General features: G+C 47.7%; 20 protein-coding genes. 7 read left to right on the top strand and 13 right to left on the bottom strand.

All coding sequences use genetic code 11. The features are described from left to right. Window positions 1-3 precede the first annotated feature (3 nt). From HQN90_RS11790 to HQN90_RS11770, 5 genes are all read left to right on the top strand, one after another. Complete coding sequence (locus tag HQN90_RS11790; protein WP_079414085.1) at window positions 4-297, top strand: alpha/beta-type small acid-soluble spore protein; 294 nt, start codon at window positions 4-6, stop codon at window positions 295-297. A 102-nt stretch (window positions 298-399) separates the two neighbouring features. Further along, a complete protein-coding gene (locus HQN90_RS11785) occupies window positions 400-843 on the top strand; it encodes an Hsp20/alpha crystallin family protein (RefSeq protein ID WP_079414086.1) in 444 nt (147 codons plus the stop codon). A gap of 155 nt (window positions 844-998) precedes the next feature. Then, a complete protein-coding gene (locus tag HQN90_RS11780; RefSeq protein ID WP_173218398.1) occupies window positions 999-1,214 on the top strand; it encodes a hypothetical protein in 216 nt (71 codons plus the stop codon). A 7-nt stretch (window positions 1,215-1,221) separates the two neighbouring features. After that, window positions 1,222-1,794, top strand: a complete 573-nt coding sequence (locus HQN90_RS38260) for a hypothetical protein (protein WP_216855288.1) — start codon at window positions 1,222-1,224, stop codon at window positions 1,792-1,794. Window positions 1,795-1,806: 12 nt separating this feature from the next. After that, window positions 1,807-2,154, top strand: a complete 348-nt coding sequence (locus HQN90_RS11770) for a hypothetical protein (protein ID WP_216855287.1) — start codon at window positions 1,807-1,809, stop codon at window positions 2,152-2,154. A gap of 22 nt (window positions 2,155-2,176) precedes the next feature. On the opposite strand, the gene HQN90_RS11765 is transcribed toward HQN90_RS11770, so the two are convergent. The 7 genes from HQN90_RS11765 to HQN90_RS11735 form a co-directional block, all read right to left on the bottom strand. Then, window positions 2,177-2,461, bottom strand: coding sequence for a hypothetical protein (locus tag HQN90_RS11765; protein ID WP_173218396.1), 285 nt, complete (start codon window positions 2,459-2,461; stop codon window positions 2,177-2,179). Further along, window positions 2,458-2,700, bottom strand: a complete 243-nt coding sequence (locus HQN90_RS11760) for a spore germination protein (RefSeq protein WP_158082128.1) — start codon at window positions 2,698-2,700, stop codon at window positions 2,458-2,460. The genes HQN90_RS11765 and HQN90_RS11760 overlap by 4 nt, the downstream gene beginning before the upstream one ends. Window positions 2,701-3,227: 527 nt before the next feature. Next, a complete protein-coding gene (locus tag HQN90_RS11755) occupies window positions 3,228-3,575 on the bottom strand; it encodes a hypothetical protein (RefSeq protein ID WP_173218394.1) in 348 nt (115 codons plus the stop codon). 179 nt (window positions 3,576-3,754) lie between these two features. After that, window positions 3,755-3,979: a DUF1128 domain-containing protein gene (locus HQN90_RS11750; RefSeq protein WP_173218392.1), complete on the bottom strand. Its 225-nt coding sequence runs from the start codon at window positions 3,977-3,979 to the stop codon at window positions 3,755-3,757. Window positions 3,980-4,119: 140 nt separating this feature from the next. Next, window positions 4,120-4,776 (bottom strand): TetR/AcrR family transcriptional regulator, encoded by a 657-nt coding sequence (locus tag HQN90_RS11745; RefSeq protein WP_173218390.1) that lies wholly within the window; start codon window positions 4,774-4,776, stop codon window positions 4,120-4,122. A gap of 62 nt (window positions 4,777-4,838) precedes the next feature. Then, window positions 4,839-5,480: a YigZ family protein gene (locus tag HQN90_RS11740; RefSeq protein WP_173218388.1), complete on the bottom strand. Its 642-nt coding sequence runs from the start codon at window positions 5,478-5,480 to the stop codon at window positions 4,839-4,841. A gap of 166 nt (window positions 5,481-5,646) precedes the next feature. Continuing rightward, window positions 5,647-7,002 (bottom strand): glucose-6-phosphate isomerase, encoded by a 1,356-nt coding sequence (locus tag HQN90_RS11735; RefSeq protein WP_173218386.1) that lies wholly within the window; start codon window positions 7,000-7,002, stop codon window positions 5,647-5,649. Window positions 7,003-7,129: 127 nt separating this feature from the next. Here HQN90_RS11735 and HQN90_RS11730 point away from each other — a divergent pair, with 127 nt between their 5' ends. Further along, window positions 7,130-8,422, top strand: coding sequence for an NAD(P)-binding domain-containing protein (locus HQN90_RS11730; protein ID WP_173218384.1), 1,293 nt, complete (start codon window positions 7,130-7,132; stop codon window positions 8,420-8,422). A gap of 122 nt (window positions 8,423-8,544) precedes the next feature. Beyond that, a complete protein-coding gene (locus HQN90_RS11725) occupies window positions 8,545-9,219 on the top strand; it encodes a DNA-binding response regulator (protein ID WP_173218382.1) in 675 nt (224 codons plus the stop codon). A gap of 300 nt (window positions 9,220-9,519) precedes the next feature. On the opposite strand, the gene HQN90_RS11720 is transcribed toward HQN90_RS11725, so the two are convergent. From HQN90_RS11720 to HQN90_RS11695, 6 genes are all read right to left on the bottom strand, one after another. Next, window positions 9,520-10,107 carry a glycoside hydrolase family 73 protein gene (locus HQN90_RS11720; protein WP_173218380.1) on the bottom strand — a complete coding sequence of 196 codons (588 nt, stop codon included), beginning with the start codon at window positions 10,105-10,107 and terminating at the stop codon, window positions 9,520-9,522. Beyond that, entirely contained in the window at window positions 10,104-10,502 is a 399-nt protein-coding gene (locus HQN90_RS11715; RefSeq protein ID WP_173218378.1) for a phage holin family protein, read from the bottom strand. The genes HQN90_RS11720 and HQN90_RS11715 overlap by 4 nt, the downstream gene beginning before the upstream one ends. A 74-nt stretch (window positions 10,503-10,576) precedes the next feature. Next, complete coding sequence (locus HQN90_RS11710) at window positions 10,577-11,113, bottom strand: XkdW family protein (RefSeq protein WP_173218376.1); 537 nt, start codon at window positions 11,111-11,113, stop codon at window positions 10,577-10,579. Window positions 11,114-11,128: 15 nt separating this feature from the next. Next, window positions 11,129-14,458, bottom strand: coding sequence for a hypothetical protein (locus HQN90_RS11705; protein ID WP_173218374.1), 3,330 nt, complete (start codon window positions 14,456-14,458; stop codon window positions 11,129-11,131). Between the two features lie 17 nt (window positions 14,459-14,475). Further along, window positions 14,476-15,084, bottom strand: a complete 609-nt coding sequence (locus HQN90_RS11700; RefSeq protein WP_246362225.1) for a YmfQ family protein — start codon at window positions 15,082-15,084, stop codon at window positions 14,476-14,478. A gap of 68 nt (window positions 15,085-15,152) precedes the next feature. Next, entirely contained in the window at window positions 15,153-16,259 is a 1,107-nt protein-coding gene (locus HQN90_RS11695) for a baseplate J/gp47 family protein (RefSeq protein WP_173218373.1), read from the bottom strand.

Raw genomic sequence — 16,259 nt, 5'->3', positions numbered from 1 at the left:
AAAATGGCACGTAGAAGAAGTCACAGAGCCATGGTGCCCGGTTCCGAGCATGGGCTTGGACTGCTCAAAGCGCAAGTCATGAAAAATCAAGGTTATGCTGTCAATCCCGAACGACCCGATTTGGTCAAATATGAAGTAGCCCGCACGCTTGGCGTGCCGCTGCAGCAAGGCTACAACGGTCAGTTAAGCTCAGAGGACGCTGGCAGGGTTGGCGGTCCTATCGGAGGGGCGATGGTACGTGAACTCGTGCGCATGGCCCAGCAGCAGCTATCTGAACAACGCCCGCCGCAGAGGTAGGTTATAGATACAAAGCCATAATCCGCCGCGCAAGTACATAGACTAGTAGCATGCTGCTTGCAGCGCTACTTTCTATGTAGAAGAGTCAGGTGATGATGGCCGATGAATCCCCCAGGCAACCGTTCACAGGGGCCCGATTGGAAATCACTATCGGCGCAGGCCGGCGACGTGTTAGGCCCCGAATTCTGGCAGGACATTGCCAGTATCATCCCGCTTACAGGACCACGGATTGATATGTATGAGACACCGCAGGAGCTGGTTGTTGTCGCGGAGGTTCCCGGACTGTCTTCTCCCGAACACATTCAGCTTTCCTTTCGAGATCAATCCCTTCTGGTGCGAGGCAATCTCGTTCGACCTTATCAAGTGCCGGATGAGAAGATGCGGCTTTCCGAGCGTTTCTTTGGCGCCTTTGAGCGAGCCATTCGTCTGCCCGGCAGAGCGATGACCGAGCATATGCGGGCAAATTATCATAATGGTCTACTGATTGTTCGAATCCCCTTGGCTCCGCCGGATGGGGAGAAGGTCATCCCTATTCAATTCACATAACGTTCGACAGCCCAGAGCAGGAGGCGACGCATTCGCCCGCTTGTCTAGGACTAGCGGACGTTATTTGTTTTTGGAAAAGAGAAATGAATCTTCGTTTGTCCCCATATAAATAAATGAGACCATTCGGAAATCCGGATACGGAGGGGATTATTGTGGTGCGCATTCAATTTCAATCCATTCATATCGATGACATCGCAGACACATCCAGTGTGAATAAAGGGACCAATCGGATTATGGGAAGGCGGCATTCGGTCAAGGTCAATCAGGGGCTGGGCGAAGTACATGGCGATAGCAATGTCGTTCTCGGCGGCAAGCATGCCGTCCATGACGGCGACATGTTTGATCTTAAGCCGATGACAAGAAAGAACTGAACGGAAGATGTGGTTCAAAAAGAAAAAAACGAAACAGCAGCCACGTGCATCTGTACCATCGACGGCAGCACCTATACCTGCATCTCCTCCTTCGAACCAGGCCAAACCTGCATCCCTACCTTCGACCCCCACCAAACCTGATTCGACTTCTCTCTATGTTCAACAACTCGAAAGACGGCTCAAGAAGCTTGAAGATGAGCTAGCTAATCTGACCGCCAAACATCCGCAGATTCGTATTGATACTTTGCATGTGCATCAGCCTGTTTTGGAAAATTTAACATTTCGCTTGGATCATCTCGATATTAAGGAATTGAGCGGATCCCTGAATTTAGGCAATAATTTCGGAGCCAAGCCAAATGAGAAGAAAGGCCCCTTGGATGAAGCCCTCAAGCATGTCCAAGTGTCAAAAGACGCGAAACAAGCTGCACACCCAACTGGAGGTGAAAGCGCGGCTGAACAAAGTACCGATAGCGGAAGTCAGACTGGTGGCGGTACGAAGCATAGTGCGAGCAGCGGCTCCCCACATTCAGAACGAACTTCAACCGGCTATCGCTTTACGTCCCCATCCAAGACAGAATGAGGTGATCTACGCATGTCATCGTTCATGTCGCCCTCTTTCATTATCGGCTCGATCCGAATTGGATCCGTCGAAAGTGCCTCATGCATCAATATGGGCAACAATTGGCCGACCGATTTCCAAAGCAATCAGAAGACTGTGCAAGGGTTTGGCGCCGTAGAAGGCGATCATAATCAGCTCGTTGGAACGCGCTCTATGCTGAACGACTCCGATTTCATGGATATGCTCAATATTGGCGACAATGAAACGCCGGATTGGCTGCAAGAGATGATTGCCAACCAGGCTCAGGCCTCCGGCTTTACGTCGGCTCAGGCCCACAAGGAGGAACCTGCCGCAACAAATGCTCCGCAAGCTGCTGATTAAAGCGGCTGCGGAGCAAGTTTTTTTACAAACGGCCAATAATGAAATCTCCCTTGGTATACGGCGCATCAATGATGTCATTGTCGTAGACGGTGTTCACATTGTTCAGCATATAGTTATTGTCCCCGCTGACTTCACCCATGCCGCTATTCGCCTTGCTGCTTGATGTCCAAAAAAATTGCATATTCGTCCCTACGAAAATACCAGATGAATCACCGATTGTATTCACATGAATGGAGTCGAATTGAATGATTGGCGGATCTTGTGGAATTGGCAGATGCATGATCGCATTCCCCCACTCTTTCATCATACTTGGGTCGCCACAGTGGGTTTAAAGTCCTGATCATTAATCGGTGCATCGATAAAGTCATTATCATAAAGGAAATTCACGATATTAACGGAAATCGAATTACCGATAAATTCACCGGTACCGTAATTGTTCTTGCTGTGCGAATCCCAGCTCGATTGAACATTCTCACCGATTCCGATGGTGGCATTCGTATTCTGATTATTGATGTTAATCATGTTAAAAACGATGGAACTCGGCATGCCGCTCACTCCTGTCCACGGATAGCTTTCAATCCGCCGCCCTTCTTTACTTCAAGGACATTGGCCGAAAACTTGTATGTTAGCCTATTCATGAGGCTGCCGATTGGTGACAGATGCCGGCTTCCGATTAGGCTGCTTCTGACCCTTGCATACGCGTAAGGAGTATTCGAGCAGCTTTTGGCTCACGATTTTGGAAAACCTGCTAAAGTGCAGGCTTTCTCGATCAAATCGTATGAAAACAGCGAAAACCTGCGATTATGCAGGCTTTTCAAGCTTTTTCATCCTGGAATCGAAAAAAAGTCTCAAAAGGATGCATAATCGCAGGCTTTTCACCATTTTGCCTATTCCATGACGAAAAAGGATGCATATTTGCAGGAAATACGCAGAATAGACGAACCTGAGGCAGACCGCCAGCCGCCAGCTTAGGCATAACTCAAGCTACTCAAGCCAGAGGGCTGTCCAGGCGTAAAAAAACCCTTTCCCGCTGGGAAAGAGTCCTCCTTCGACAACCTTTGAACCTTTGAACCTTAGAACCAAAGCCCAGGACCGAAGCCGCCGCCGAAGCCCCCACCAAACGGGCCACCGAAGCCACCACCAAATCCGCCACCGAAGCCTCCGCCAAATCCGCCGCCAAAACCTCCATAACCAAAACCACCATTCGCAAACGGTGAAGTACCAATTGCTAATAGATCAAACAAAACCAACGGAACGATAGCTTTAATTTTTGCTTTTTTGCTAGTTTGCTGAGCCACAATTAATGTATTCCCGCTGATGCGCACCAATTTTCCCGTTACACTGGATCCATCTTTCTTCACAGCCACAATATGTTTACCTATCAATTTGCGAACATCTTCTTTACGAATCTTGGACGCCATGAACGTCCACCTCCTTCAGCTACCAGAGATACATTGCTCTACAGTGTACGGCTGTATAGGTCGATTCGCTTGGATAGCTGTCCATTCCAAAGAATAAATACGCAGATGTCTCTATGGAGAAAAAGCCGTATTTCCAAGCCCCGCAAAGGCAAGAAAAACGGCTTCTTATTTGTAACAAACTAGGCCTTGCGAATATTGCCCAGCTCTGTTGTGATCGCATCAATTTCACTAATGCTGAATCTATCTTTGCTTGCAACCATGTTGTACAGATCCCTCAGGTCCTCATATACCTCTTCCTTCACGTTGGAGGCTTTGATTGAACCGCCTGTCGCCATGCGCAGCTTCTTCTTAATTTCTTCAAACATGAATTCCACGTTCTCTTCCGACCATGTGTTCAAATCCATCTATGTGTCATCCTCCCCTGCTTCTCTTCCATCATTTTAAAGCACCTACCGCTGAATGTAAAATAGAAAGCATATTCAGAGGAGCAAAAAAGGACTATCTTCCAGCAGATAGCTCTACTTGAAAGACAGTCCTAACCTTATTAAATCGCATTCGAAATAGGTAAATTCGAGCCGACCATTTTGACAATGGGACGTTGCTGCTCATAAGAATCAATGTCCAAGCTTACACAGATCAGACGAATATGCTCTTCAGCCAGCTTCCGCGCTTCTTCATAGGTTTGTTTAAACTGAATGCAATAAGAGATAAGGCCATGCATGGACATAAACAAATTCCACGGCAGGGTGAACTTTCTGCTCTCATAAGCAGGTTGGTCAGCGATCACCTGTCTAATCACAACCGCGAACATTTCTAAGCATTGTGCTTGCTCGGTACGAGAGTAATGGGCTAATTCCGGTTCGTTCAGCATGAACATCATTTCGTAATGATTCGGGTTGGTCAAACCAAACCAAACGAATTCCATCATCAGCTTTTGAAGCAGGTTCACGCTAAACCCATGCTCACGAACGATCATTTCCCTCTGCCGCTGCAACAGTAAGGAAAAGTCATCTTTAATTAACGCATAAAATAGTTCAGCTTTCTCACTAAAATGGTAATATAACGCTCCGTGACTGTACCCCATTGCTTTTGCGATGCTGCGCATCGTTAAAGCACGATAGCCAAAAGTAGCGAATAAATCCCGCGCCTCGGTAAGTATTCGTTCTCTGCTAAGCTCTTGCGCGACTGCTTTCCTAGCCATTCTTCTATCCCTCCGCATCCTTAGCTTATGAAATTGTATGATCTGTTTAACCTCGAACCCGCCTATTCCGGCAGGTTCTTATGAATGATGTACTCGTTCTCTCCGATGGTAATTATGCCTTGACCTTGTGTAATGTCTGTTGCCCAGTTGATAAATGTTTCCGCTGCTGCTGCCAAAGGATAACAAGCTACCGTCACTTTATCTGTAAACTGAATGTCCCCTAGGAGCATCCCCTGATTTCTCAGCTCATTCTCGATTTTGCCATACCACGTATAATCAACCTCAATCAGTACCTTTTGATGGTTAACTTTATAAATCGGCTGACTAGCCTCAATGCCGACCACGGCTCCATCTGTATAGGCACGAATAAGTCCGCCCGCGCCAAGCATGATACCGCCAAAATAACGGGTAACCACAACTGCGATATTCTTGAGCCCTTGATGCTTAATCACTTCCAGAATTGGCTTACCTGCGGTCCCGCTCGGTTCTCCATCATCAGATTGCTTCTGAATCTGGTCCCTCTCCCCGATTACATACGCACTGCAGTTATGTGTAGCCGCTTTGTGTTCCTTTTTGATCGCTTCAATAAATTGGGTAGCTTCTTCTTCTGATTCTACCGGCTTGGCATGGCCGATGAAACGCGACTTCTTGATGATGATTTCCGACGATCCGTACGATTGGATAGTTTTGAAATGTGCTAGCATAGCCGACCTTTCTTGGTAGAAGGAAACATCTGTTTCACTATATTCTACACACAACATTAGACTTCGACAATATAGAAAGAAAATTTACCACATAAATAATGGGAATTATGGAACGAAAAAACGACCTATCCGATAGGATTGATCGCTTTTTTACATTTGTTCATTTTTATTGTTGCAAACGTGCTTCCAGCTCCGCTTTTTCCTTCTCATAACCCGGTTTGCCTAAGAGGGCAAACATGTTCTTTTTGTAAGCCTCAACGCCTGGTTGGTCGAAAGGATTCACGCCCATCAAGTAACCGCTGATGCCACATGCTTTTTCAAAGAAGTAAACCATATACCCGAAAGAGTAAGGTGTCATGTCCGGCAAAGTCACGATCAGGTTCGGAACGTGTCCGTCTGTGTGTGCCAGCATCGTGCCTTGGAACGCTTTTTTGTTGACGAAATCCATTGTTTTTCCGCTTAAGAAGTTAAGCCCGTCCAAATCATCTGCATCCGTACCAATCGTGATATGGTCTGCAACTTGATCAACTTGGATCACCGTTTCGAATAAAATCCGGTTGCCGTCTTGCACGAATTGACCCATCGAGTGAAGATCCGTGGAGAAATCAACAGACGCAGGGTAAATGCCTTTGTAATCCTTGCCTTCGCTTTCCCCGAACAACTGCTTCCACCATTCCGATACGAAATGTAAAGACGGCTCATAGTTCACCAGGATTTCAATCGTTTTGCCTTTGCGATATAGGGAGTTGCGAACGGCCGCATATTGGTACGCTTGGTTCTCACTTAATTTCGGATTGGAGAATTCTTGCTGCGCATCTGCCGCGCCTTTCATAATGGCTTCTACGTCAATGCCAGCCGTCGCGATTGGCAACAGGCCAACAGCTGTAAGGACGGAATAACGACCGCCTACATCATCCGGAATGACGAAAGTTTCGTAGCCTTCTACATTAGAGAGTGTTTTGAGAGCACCCTTTTCTTGATCTGTTGTTGCATAAATCCGTTTGCGTGCGGCTTCTTTGCCATATTTCTTCTCCAGCAGCTCACGGAAAATACGGAAAGCAATCGCTGGCTCTGTTGTCGTACCGGATTTCGAAATGACGTTGACGGAGAAATCTTTCCCTTCCAACAATTGAAGCAAATGCGTGACATAAGTAGAGCTGATGTTATTGCCTACAAAATAAATCTCAGGCGTTTTGCGTTTATCTTTTGGCAAAATATTATAGAAAGAATGGGACAACATCTCCAGCGCTGCACGCGCTCCCAAGTAAGAACCGCCAATCCCGATCACGACAAGCGCTTCGGAATCCGATTGAATTTGCTTCGCTGCAGCTTGAATGCGGGCAAATTCTTCACGATTATAATTCTCAGGAAGATCCACCCAACCTAAATAATCGGATCCTGCACCTGTTTTGTTATGCAGCTGATCATGCGCTAACTCCACCTGAGCTGACAAATAATCAACCTCATGCTGGGATAGAAAAGATAATGCCTTACTGTAATCGAACTGTAGTTTCTTGCTCACTATGCTCGCCTCCATCTCTATATTTTTCCTTTTCCTAGCATACTTATTTGCCTGTCCAAATGCAAGTAAAGAAGGCATTCACAGGTTCTAGTTCCCATGATAAAATGAACCTAGAGGTGAAATATCTATGAAACGTATCGGCTTTATTGGACTTGGCACAATGGGTAAACCCATGGCTGCTAACCTTATTCAAAAAGGTTTTAACGTAACGGTCTATAATCGCACTGCGGAAAAAACGGACGAGCTGGCCCATCTTGGCGCTGAAGTCGCTTCGACTCCTGCTCAAGCAGCACGCAGTTCGGATGTTCTTATTACAATGCTTAGCAATGATGCTTCACTCTTGGAGACGTTCTACAGTGAACACGGCATTCTGAGTGGTATTCATCCTGCTCTCACGATTATTGACTCCAGCACCGTGTCCCCTCAAACAAGTCAAAAGCTGGCTGAGGAGCTCGCGGCGCATTTCGTTGATTTCCTCGATGCACCGGTCACCGGCACCAAACCTGCCGCTGAAGCTGGTACGCTTACTTTCATGGTTGGCGGCAGCCAAGAAGTGTTCGATGAGCAGCAAGACGTGTTCTCGGCACTTGGCAGCAAAGCCCTCTACCTCGGCCCGAACGGTTCCGGCTCCAATGCAAAACTTGCCCACAATACCATGGTGGGTATTAACTTAGCCGGGTTAGCCGAAGGCTTATCCATTGCAACCAAAGCAGGAATTAACCCTGCTCAATTCCTAGAGATTGTACGCTCCGGCGGAGCGCACAGCAAGCAAGTCGAGCTGAAAGGCGATAAAATTATCGATCGTGATTTCAGCAATCAATTCTCCCTGAAGCTGATGCTGAAGGATCTTTTGCTCGCACAGGAGCTTACCAATAAGTTCCAACTACCTTCACCCATGTTGAATTCGGCAACAACCTTGTTCCAGATGGGCCTCAGCAAAGGCCTTGGCGAGGAGGATCTGAGCGCCGTCATCCAGTGCTATGAGGACTGGATGGGTGTTGAAGTCGCAAGACCAAGCGAAGCGGTTGTGGAAGCTGCTTCTGCTGCGGAGAAGCAGAAGCAGCTTTCCGGCCGCGAACGCCGCCGGAACACACGCGTGAAGCTGGACATCAGCCTGAAGCTGTCCATTTACCAATGGGAGCAGGAAGGCTCCTTCTCCGGCCAGAACATCGACGGCACGCTGTTCGACTTGTCGGAAAGCGGCCTGCAGATCACCTCGGAGGCGCCGCTTGCGCCAGACATGTTCATCGTCATCCACTTCCCGCAGGAAGCGGAACTCCCGCCAATCACGGCTCGCGTGATTCGCATTGAAACGGATGGCCATAAGTTCCGTTATGGCTGTATGCTGTCCGGCTTGCCGCCTTATGTGCGGATCAAGCTGGAGCAATATATTGAGGATCATATTGAGTATGCTTTGTAGGTGAATGCAACTTCTATAGGTTCATAAATGATACGTGCGTGAAGAACATGCCGTCTTTCCCTTTTGGGAGAGGCGGCATTTTTATTTTCGTCCCAATTTAGCGTTACAAGGAGGAGTATTGGATGGATTTTCTGACAGAACATGAAATCTTCGTTCAGTATCATAAGACGAGACGTTCTGGAGAGCGTCTGCGTCGACTACATGAAGGACACGGCTATGCGGAAAAGTTGTTCATGCAGCACATCTGGTGGCCCGTTGTCGGGCATTTCCGATATTTGCACCCAGAGTATGAAGTCAGGGACTTTCAAGACAACACGCGGTTCGTTGACTTTGTTTATCTGCGGCCGCCCCATCGGATTTGCATCGAGATAGATGGGTTCGGCCCCCATGCCCGGGATGTAGACCGAACTCGCTTCGGAGATAACCTGATGCGGCAGAACCAGCTGATGCTGGATGGCTGGAAAGTTATTCGGTTTGCCGTTGATGATATCACTGGGCATCAGCGGCGCTGTCAGCAGGTTATTTTGAACATGATGGGGCGGTGGTATGGCGATGACAGTGGTCGCGAGATGTGGTCGCTCACACATCGAGAGAAAGAAATCACTCGGCTGGCTGCCAGCGCCGTTGCCCCACTTAAGCCGCAAGCCGTTGCGGCGCATCTGGGCATCCGCGTGGAACATGCGCGCAAATGGCTTCGCAGCTTGCATGGGAAAGGGATTATCAAGCCGGCTAGCGGCGTGCAGCGGGTCAGATCCTATGTGCTTGACCCTTCGGGTCGGGACTGGTCGGGATTTTGATAGAGTTGGCGCTGGTAGATAGGGGCGGCTGGTGATGGATGGCGGGTCGACGGCGAGGCGGTGGCGAGTTAGTGGCGAGTTGGCGGCGGCTAGCTGAGAATAGCAGTCTCTCGGGACTTCTATTTGGGGAAATATGCCGTTTGAAGTGAGAATAGAAGCTTCTGGAGACTTCTATTCGTTAGAATACTGGCTGAAACTAGGGAATCCGCGCCAATAAGAGTCTCTTACGTCTTCTATTCACCTCTAATGAAGAGAATTCGCGCAAATAAGAGCCTGCAAAGGCTCTTATTTGTGTTTTGCTTACGCCTCCAGTTGGCCCGAAGCCTTACGCAGCTCATCAGCAAGTCGGTGGAATTCTTCTCTAGCTTCTGCATCCTCCGTACTCATCCAAGCGGCCGATAGAAAATGAATAATCTTGTTCGCATCATCCGCATTCATCATATACTCCCCCTTTTCCTCCAGCTGATCAAAGCGAGTGAGATCACTTCCCTCTATGATTTGTATAAGCTTGTCCGCGTACTTGGGATCTGTGGCGTAGCCTGCACGCTGCAGCTCCTTGCTTGCAATTAGGTAATTGCGTTCATTCAAAACATTCTTATAGCGCTGATTCTGCGCAAGCAAAAGAGAATGATCGCGTATGCTTTCTGCCCAGCTTTCGTACACTCTAAAACCGTCTACAATTTGTATCCACTTGCCGTTAATGAACTCCTGCGTCGCTTGCTGCTGCCCGCTCCCTTTGATGCCAAACAAATTATTCCCAGGTGCCGACCGCCCCCAGCTGCTTTCCAAAATCGCCTGCGCAATCGTCACACTCGCCAAAATCCCATACTCCAGCATATCCGCTTGTGCGGTCGGCGCCACTTGATCAATAAAACTATCCTTGCTCATAGCCCTTCCCCTTTGCTGCGTAGAATTTGAATCATCTGTTTCAGAAAGCTTGGCAGCGGAAGCCCCAACCGCCCATAATTCTCCGTAATCGAAATCAGCTCATTAGCTAAATAAAAATAAATAGCCGCCGTCATCATCAACTCCGTATCAAAGAGAAGATCCATCCGATGCGCCAGCATGATGACCAGCAGCATCAGCCCTTTGCGGGCGAGTCCCCAAAAGCCAACCTGACTATTCAGTCCACGTTGTTCCTTTATCGACGCAGCAATCCCCGTCAAATAATCAATGAGGATCGCCATAAGAAATAGCGCCATCAATTCATTCCACCCGCCGAATGCGTAAGTTAACATCGTTCCAAACACAGCCGAAATCATATTAAAATTAATTTGATTCATATATAGTTGCTCCTTTCTTCAAGGTGAGGAAAAGCCGCCGAGATTGTAGGTTCTGGGCAGCCTTTCTGCGTAAATTACCATATGATTGATGTGACTTCTTCTTCGGTGTTTGCTGCCGATAGTGCTGCTTTCAGCTCCCAGTACTTGCTGATGTTGGCGTTTTTGTGGGCGAGCCCATCTGCGTAGAGGTTTTTGAATTGTTCAAAAGAGTGCGGCTGTAGCATGCCGGAGGCTTTCAAAGGGATGGGATCTGCGGCTATGTGTGCTGCGATTGCGTTTAGCATGCTGTTGAGATTTGTTTGGGCTTCGTAGTCGAAGTCGTAGGCGTGTTCCGTGCCGAGAGCTTTTGACTTGAATCCGCTTAGAATTGTTGTGTTGCATTTGGAGTTGAGTTCTTCCGTCTTTGATTGCTTCGATTGTGACAAAACTTGCTCCGGAGTTGGCTGCATCGCTTCCCATGCGGATTGAAGTTGTTCCTCCGTTGGCTCGGGAGATTCTAGGTTCCATTTCGCGATATAGGGGCCTTGTCCGTCTGAGTCGTCTTGGACGATGAAGTCGGTTAGGGGATTGGCATCTGGGTATAGATGCATGATTGCTTGTGCTATGTTCATGTGGGGTTTCCTCCTTTATGCTGTTCTGGATATATCAACCCAAGAGCCTGTATTTACAATGGTTGCAACGGATGTTGTTATATAAATTTCTACATAGTCATTTGCGGCTAAATCCATCTTGAATGCAAAGGGAATCGAAGGGGCGGCGTAGGATGTACCGCCGTTGCAATTCGGTCCCCTGTATGCCACACCATTCCTATATATCCATACCCCGTAATTCATAGATGCCGTGAAACCAGATGAGAAGACAAGCGACCCGCTTAGATCATACGTGCCTGCACTTTTCGCTGTGAATTTACTAGAAACCCATTCGCCTAAATTGTCTATGCCTGCAATTTGAAATAATACCTTTGTTGCTGTTGCTGCCGATATACTTTGTGTTGCGTTGTTGTTACCTAAGATACGGCTTCTATTCGCTTGTGTGTTATCTCCCCAAGGATTAAGGACACCCGTTGAAATGATCCCCCCGTTAAATGCTCCCCTAGCAGCCAAAATCCCCGTTACTGTTGTATTTGCATCAATTGAAACAAAAGAACCTTCTGAGGAATTGATGCCATAAATCGTGTTATTAGTGCCTATACACTGTTGAATGAACACTTGACTGTAATAAGAAACGTTTAGACCTGTTCCACGATTCGAAGTTATGCAGGACTCGATTCGCCCCGTAGATACCGTCACGGCTATGCCGCTGTTTATGGATGCTGTGGTTACATTACACGCATATATAACCCATCCATTTGAATAAGCGACACCAATACCAGCTGCACTCGTATTAGTAGCATTAAATCCTTCTACTGATACGCGCCCGAAACAATTGTGAATAAAGAAAGAATTTACGCTATGTGTTGTCGTGGCAGTTGTTGCACCTATGATTGCTACAATCCCCGAATTCTTCGCACAAGTAAAACCATCAATAATAACGTCTTCATTATACGTACCAGCAGCGCAGATAACACTTACCGTATGATTAACAATTTGCGGAATGCTATTAACTGCCCGTTGAATCGACTTAAACGGCTTCCCTGCACTTCCATCGTTGTTATCTGCCCCGTTTACTGCATCAACATATAACGACATTGCAGCACTTGTCTTTTGGGGGACGTTGTATATTTGTCTAGCTAGAATTTCATTAGCACTAATACGTGCCTCTTGGTCTGCTTGATTCGTGGACAATGCATCGACAACTGTTTTAAGATTGCTTGCTACTTCACCGTCTACCGCTTGTACTGGGGCTGCTAATAGATACTGATCCGATGCAATGTATGAGACTTCATATGTTGCTGATGGGTCAAATCCACTTTTGTGTAAAACAGGCTTAACAAGACCTCTAGTAACAGCATCAAAGTAATTTAATGTCCAAGATGAGTCAACTGGTAAAGAACCTCTATTTGACTGGGAATCAAGCTTTCCATTTTTAAAAATGTTTACTATTTTAGAAATCGGACTTTTTAAATAAGTAGATGTATTCCTCATATCGTTTAAAGTGTAATATATGCCATCAATACTTTTTAGTGGCATCTTCTCTCGTAACACGATACCTTGCCCAACTTCAACTTGATTTCTACCTTCATGTAGAGACATTCCTGTTTCAACAGTGATTTCTTCAAATGTTGGCACTGCTAGTTGATAGGTTAGTTTGTAAGGCGTGAACGCTCCTGTATATGGCGCAGGAGCCGTTGGCAATGTGTTTGTCCCGCCAGTATAACCACCTAATGTGCGATAACACCATGCTTTAGTTCCTGTATTGTAAGGGTTAGCGCCATTAACTCCATCATACATCTTCCAACCATAGAAATATGCTTGTATCTCTGCTGTTGATGGGTTTGTGTAAGAATCGCCCCAACCGCTGTCTGTATTGGATATAACAGTTAATAAATTACCATTTTTTATGTCAATCCAAAGGGCATCCACTACAGACGTTGTTTTTAGTAGAATTTTACCGTCATACCTTACTACATCAGGAAAGGTTGATTTCGAATCAACAATACCCGCAAGTATCTGGACTGTCTTGTTACCCGGACCACTTCCTCCAAGTAACCATGCTAAGCTGCCATCAAGTACCACATCTTTAAATCTCTTCTCAACAAAGTATTTCCCATCACGTTTGAATAACGTGTCATATACTGTACCATCTACAGAAGAGGCTAATTGTACGTTAGGGAAGGCAAGCATATCGTCATTACGTGATTTAAATACCTTATCTACTGGACCGATACTCATACGCGGGTTGTTAAATGTGTATGGCCCTGCAACGCTACCGTTGTCAATTTGTACCATTACGGAATTACCTGCATATGTGCCATCAACGGTAAATGTCGCCGTGTTTGTAGTCGTTGCAATTGCAGCAGTGTAAGATGACGCGTTCCCTTTGTAAACAACTAATCTCGCGTTTGTTGTGTCTTTTGTCATTGAAATTGTGTATGTCTGACCTTGAACAACTGGAACAATACAAGTGAATGTGCCTGCCGACGAAGTACCACCAAATGAAATGCTATAAGGATCTGAAATCGCTAAGTTTGTAGGCGCTCCATTTGCCGCCCACTCGACAAACGGCGGTAATAAGTTTTCACCATAGTTAATTACATAAGGTGCATTAACATGTTTTACATCATCTACATATGGGTACTTAGCTGTAATGTAAGATTGTGCCGCTGCTGTCGACAAGCCGTTTATATATGCTTTTTCTGCCGCTGTAATTTCATAAACTCTAACAGCATCGAAGTACGCGTACTGCCCTGCCGCCCCAATAACCCCCAAGTCCACATAGGCTGCTGTTGTATCGGTAGCTTGCGTAAAAGCTAAATATGTGGTATTAAACTTCGTCGTATCTGTAATATCCATAGCGCTACCGCCACCATTAATTAAGGTCAATCTCCCTTTTGTTGCATTGCCATTTTTAATGTCTCCTGCGAGTAAATAATTTTTACCGTTCGACAAATTTAACCTCAGCATCTCAACTGCCGAACCACTTGTGAATGTAGCTGAAATGGTTACTTTAATTGCACTGGAACCTGTAGTCTTGTTTGTTGCATCTAAAGAGAATGTTGATTGATAAGCGCTCCATTTGCTCACATCCTCACAACCCCCATCCCGCCCCAACAAATTAACCAAAGTCCGCCCCGTAATCCGCAAATTCTCCAACGGCGCCCCCTTCGGAGCCGTAACAACCTGCAATCCATTAACCAAATTCACAGCCATGGGCGCTGAATTACCCAACTGCCCCCCAACCTGCGAATCAATCCGATCCCAGTTGTCATTCAACATCGTATTAATATCAAACGTATCATTCCCGTCCGTAGACGGGTTCTTCTTATAAAGCCCCATGTTCGTTGTCGAGCTCGGCATATGCGTTTCCCTCCTGGTTAAACGGGGATGAATGGCGCGAAATCGGTCATTTTCCTCGTTTGAATTTGATTGATGGTCATCGTTTGGTGGAGCTGGTTGAGCAAGAAGTATTTGTACTGGTACACGACTTGCAAATGTGCCGGTTTGATCTCGTCGATCGCCGCCTTCAGATCGCCAAGATTAGGCGGCGTGCCGAGCGTGTCCACGAACCGCACGGTGAATTGATACGCAGCCGGCTGCTGCGTCACTTCAACCGTGCCGCGACTGTACGCGCTGGCCACGCTCTCGATCAGCTCGACGGTGACGGTTCCCACGCCGCGCAGCTTGGCGTTGATCACCGACCGGCGCTGATCGTCAGGCTTGCCCGGCACCGGCGCTATGCCGAGCTCGGCTTCCCAAACGTCGAGCCCCCACGTAGCGGAGCCGACGAAGAACTGCGCCAGTGTCTCCTCCAAGGAGACACGCAAAAGATCAAGCTCCGCGCCCTGCGCTTGCAGAATGCCATCCATGACCCGCGAGGTCTCATAGTAGCGGGGCAAATATCCCTTCATCCTGACGCCGCTCATACTCGCATTCATACCCGCATTCATACTCTTATTCATACCCGCACCCATACTCTCATTCATTCCCACACTCTTACTCTCATTCGTACTCTCACTCATACTTTCATTCATACCAGCACTCATATTCGCACTCACAGCGTCACCACCCCAATAACGGCAACCTGCCCAGCGCCAATCACAATATTGGTCCCCCCACCGTTCAACTGCAAACCGGCATAATCCTGTACGCCCGGCGTATCCAGCAGCAAGGAGCCAATTCGCACATAGCGCACATACGGATCCGCAGAGAACGCTATTTCAGCTAAATAGCTACGAACAGTCGCCATAAAATCAGCTTTCACCTGCGCCAAGGTTCGACTCCCACTCAAGGTCACACTCGCAGAGATGCCAATCAAGACCTCGGCAGCCGCAACGACGGTGACGGCCGCACCGATCGGCGCTTTCCCAACCAAAGGCGGCGCTGGATAGATGTATTGCTGCACAGCAGCGACAACGGAAGCCGAGGCGCTTCTTTTATCCGTGCCGATAACAACAACTTTGACGGTGCCCGGGCCGTTCCACAAAGGTAGTACCTGCGCTGCGCCAACGCCTGCTACATCGAGCGCCCAGTTGAGATAATCCGCTTTGTTCCCGCTTGTTCCGGGGGAGCGAACTTTCGCATAATAACGGTTCAATAGAGCGGGATCACCCTCTTTCTCTGCCCCGCCTGTAATTGCCCCAGCATTCGTCACTCCCGTAACTCCAGCAATAGGAGAAATCAATAGGCTAATTGCACCACTGGGTACATTCCCCCCTGTCCCGCCATTCACAGCAGATGCCAGCACGGCAATACGCCCCGAGCCATCTACAACTCCCGCATCCTGCGTCTCAAAAATAATCGAAGCCGTCCCCTGATACGTATCCGCCATTGTTCCGATGCGTGTACCTTTAGGCACTACGGTGCCCGGGATTCCTGCAAACTCAACCAAGCCAGCTGCCTTAACGGCCTCCTTGCGAAAAACACCATGCTCGGCACAACGCAAGTCCAAATAGGGACCGAAGGTCGTTCCTGCAAAACCTCGCCGCAAAACTTCCTGCGACTGAATCGCCGCCTGTGCCAACTCAATTGCTGCCGGAGCCAAAGCATCCCAAATGTACGACCCTTCGGATTGATCCCAATCGGACGAAAGTCGATCCAGCATTCGCCCGCGAATCGCTTCTTCGGTCTGCTCGGCCAAATAATCCGGTAAACTTGCCAT

The organism is Paenibacillus alba (assembly GCF_013204855.1).
GTDB classification, from domain to species: Bacteria; Bacillota; Bacilli; order Paenibacillales; family NBRC-103111; genus Paenibacillus_E; species Paenibacillus_E alba.
This window is presented reverse-complemented; position numbering and strand designations above follow the sequence as displayed.

Excerpts from the sequence above, each read along its gene's own strand:
- HQN90_RS11770 (WP_216855287.1), top strand. The coding sequence starts at position 1,807 with ATGTCATCGTTCATGTCGCCCTCTTTCATTATCGGCTCGATCCGAATT.
- HQN90_RS11730 (WP_173218384.1), top strand. The coding sequence starts at position 7,130 with ATGAAACGTATCGGCTTTATTGGACTTGGCACAATGGGTAAACCCATG.
- HQN90_RS11745 (WP_173218390.1), bottom strand. The coding sequence starts at position 4,776 with ATGGCTAGGAAAGCAGTCGCGCAAGAGCTTAGCAGAGAACGAATACTT.
- HQN90_RS11710 (WP_173218376.1), bottom strand. The coding sequence starts at position 11,113 with ATGAACATAGCACAAGCAATCATGCATCTATACCCAGATGCCAATCCC.
- HQN90_RS11720 (WP_173218380.1), bottom strand. The coding sequence starts at position 10,107 with ATGAGCAAGGATAGTTTTATTGATCAAGTGGCGCCGACCGCACAAGCG.
- HQN90_RS38260 (WP_216855288.1), top strand. The coding sequence starts at position 1,222 with ATGTGGTTCAAAAAGAAAAAAACGAAACAGCAGCCACGTGCATCTGTA.
- HQN90_RS11790 (WP_079414085.1), top strand. The coding sequence starts at position 4 with ATGGCACGTAGAAGAAGTCACAGAGCCATGGTGCCCGGTTCCGAGCAT.
- HQN90_RS11785 (WP_079414086.1), top strand. The coding sequence starts at position 400 with ATGAATCCCCCAGGCAACCGTTCACAGGGGCCCGATTGGAAATCACTA.
- HQN90_RS11725 (WP_173218382.1), top strand. The coding sequence starts at position 8,545 with ATGGATTTTCTGACAGAACATGAAATCTTCGTTCAGTATCATAAGACG.
- HQN90_RS11715 (WP_173218378.1), bottom strand. The coding sequence starts at position 10,502 with ATGAATCAAATTAATTTTAATATGATTTCGGCTGTGTTTGGAACGATG.
- HQN90_RS11705 (WP_173218374.1), bottom strand. The coding sequence starts at position 14,458 with ATGCCGAGCTCGACAACGAACATGGGGCTTTATAAGAAGAACCCGTCT.
- HQN90_RS11750 (WP_173218392.1), bottom strand. The coding sequence starts at position 3,979 with ATGGATTTGAACACATGGTCGGAAGAGAACGTGGAATTCATGTTTGAA.
- HQN90_RS11695 (WP_173218373.1), bottom strand. The coding sequence starts at position 16,259 with ATGGCAAGTTTACCGGATTATTTGGCCGAGCAGACCGAAGAAGCGATT.
- HQN90_RS11765 (WP_173218396.1), bottom strand. The coding sequence starts at position 2,461 with ATGATGAAAGAGTGGGGGAATGCGATCATGCATCTGCCAATTCCACAA.
- HQN90_RS11755 (WP_173218394.1), bottom strand. The coding sequence starts at position 3,575 with ATGGCGTCCAAGATTCGTAAAGAAGATGTTCGCAAATTGATAGGTAAA.
- HQN90_RS11760 (WP_158082128.1), bottom strand. The coding sequence starts at position 2,700 with ATGCCGAGTTCCATCGTTTTTAACATGATTAACATCAATAATCAGAAT.
- HQN90_RS11740 (WP_173218388.1), bottom strand. The coding sequence starts at position 5,480 with ATGCTAGCACATTTCAAAACTATCCAATCGTACGGATCGTCGGAAATC.
- HQN90_RS11700 (WP_246362225.1), bottom strand. The coding sequence starts at position 15,084 with ATGAATGAGAGTATGGGTGCGGGTATGAATAAGAGTATGAATGCGGGT.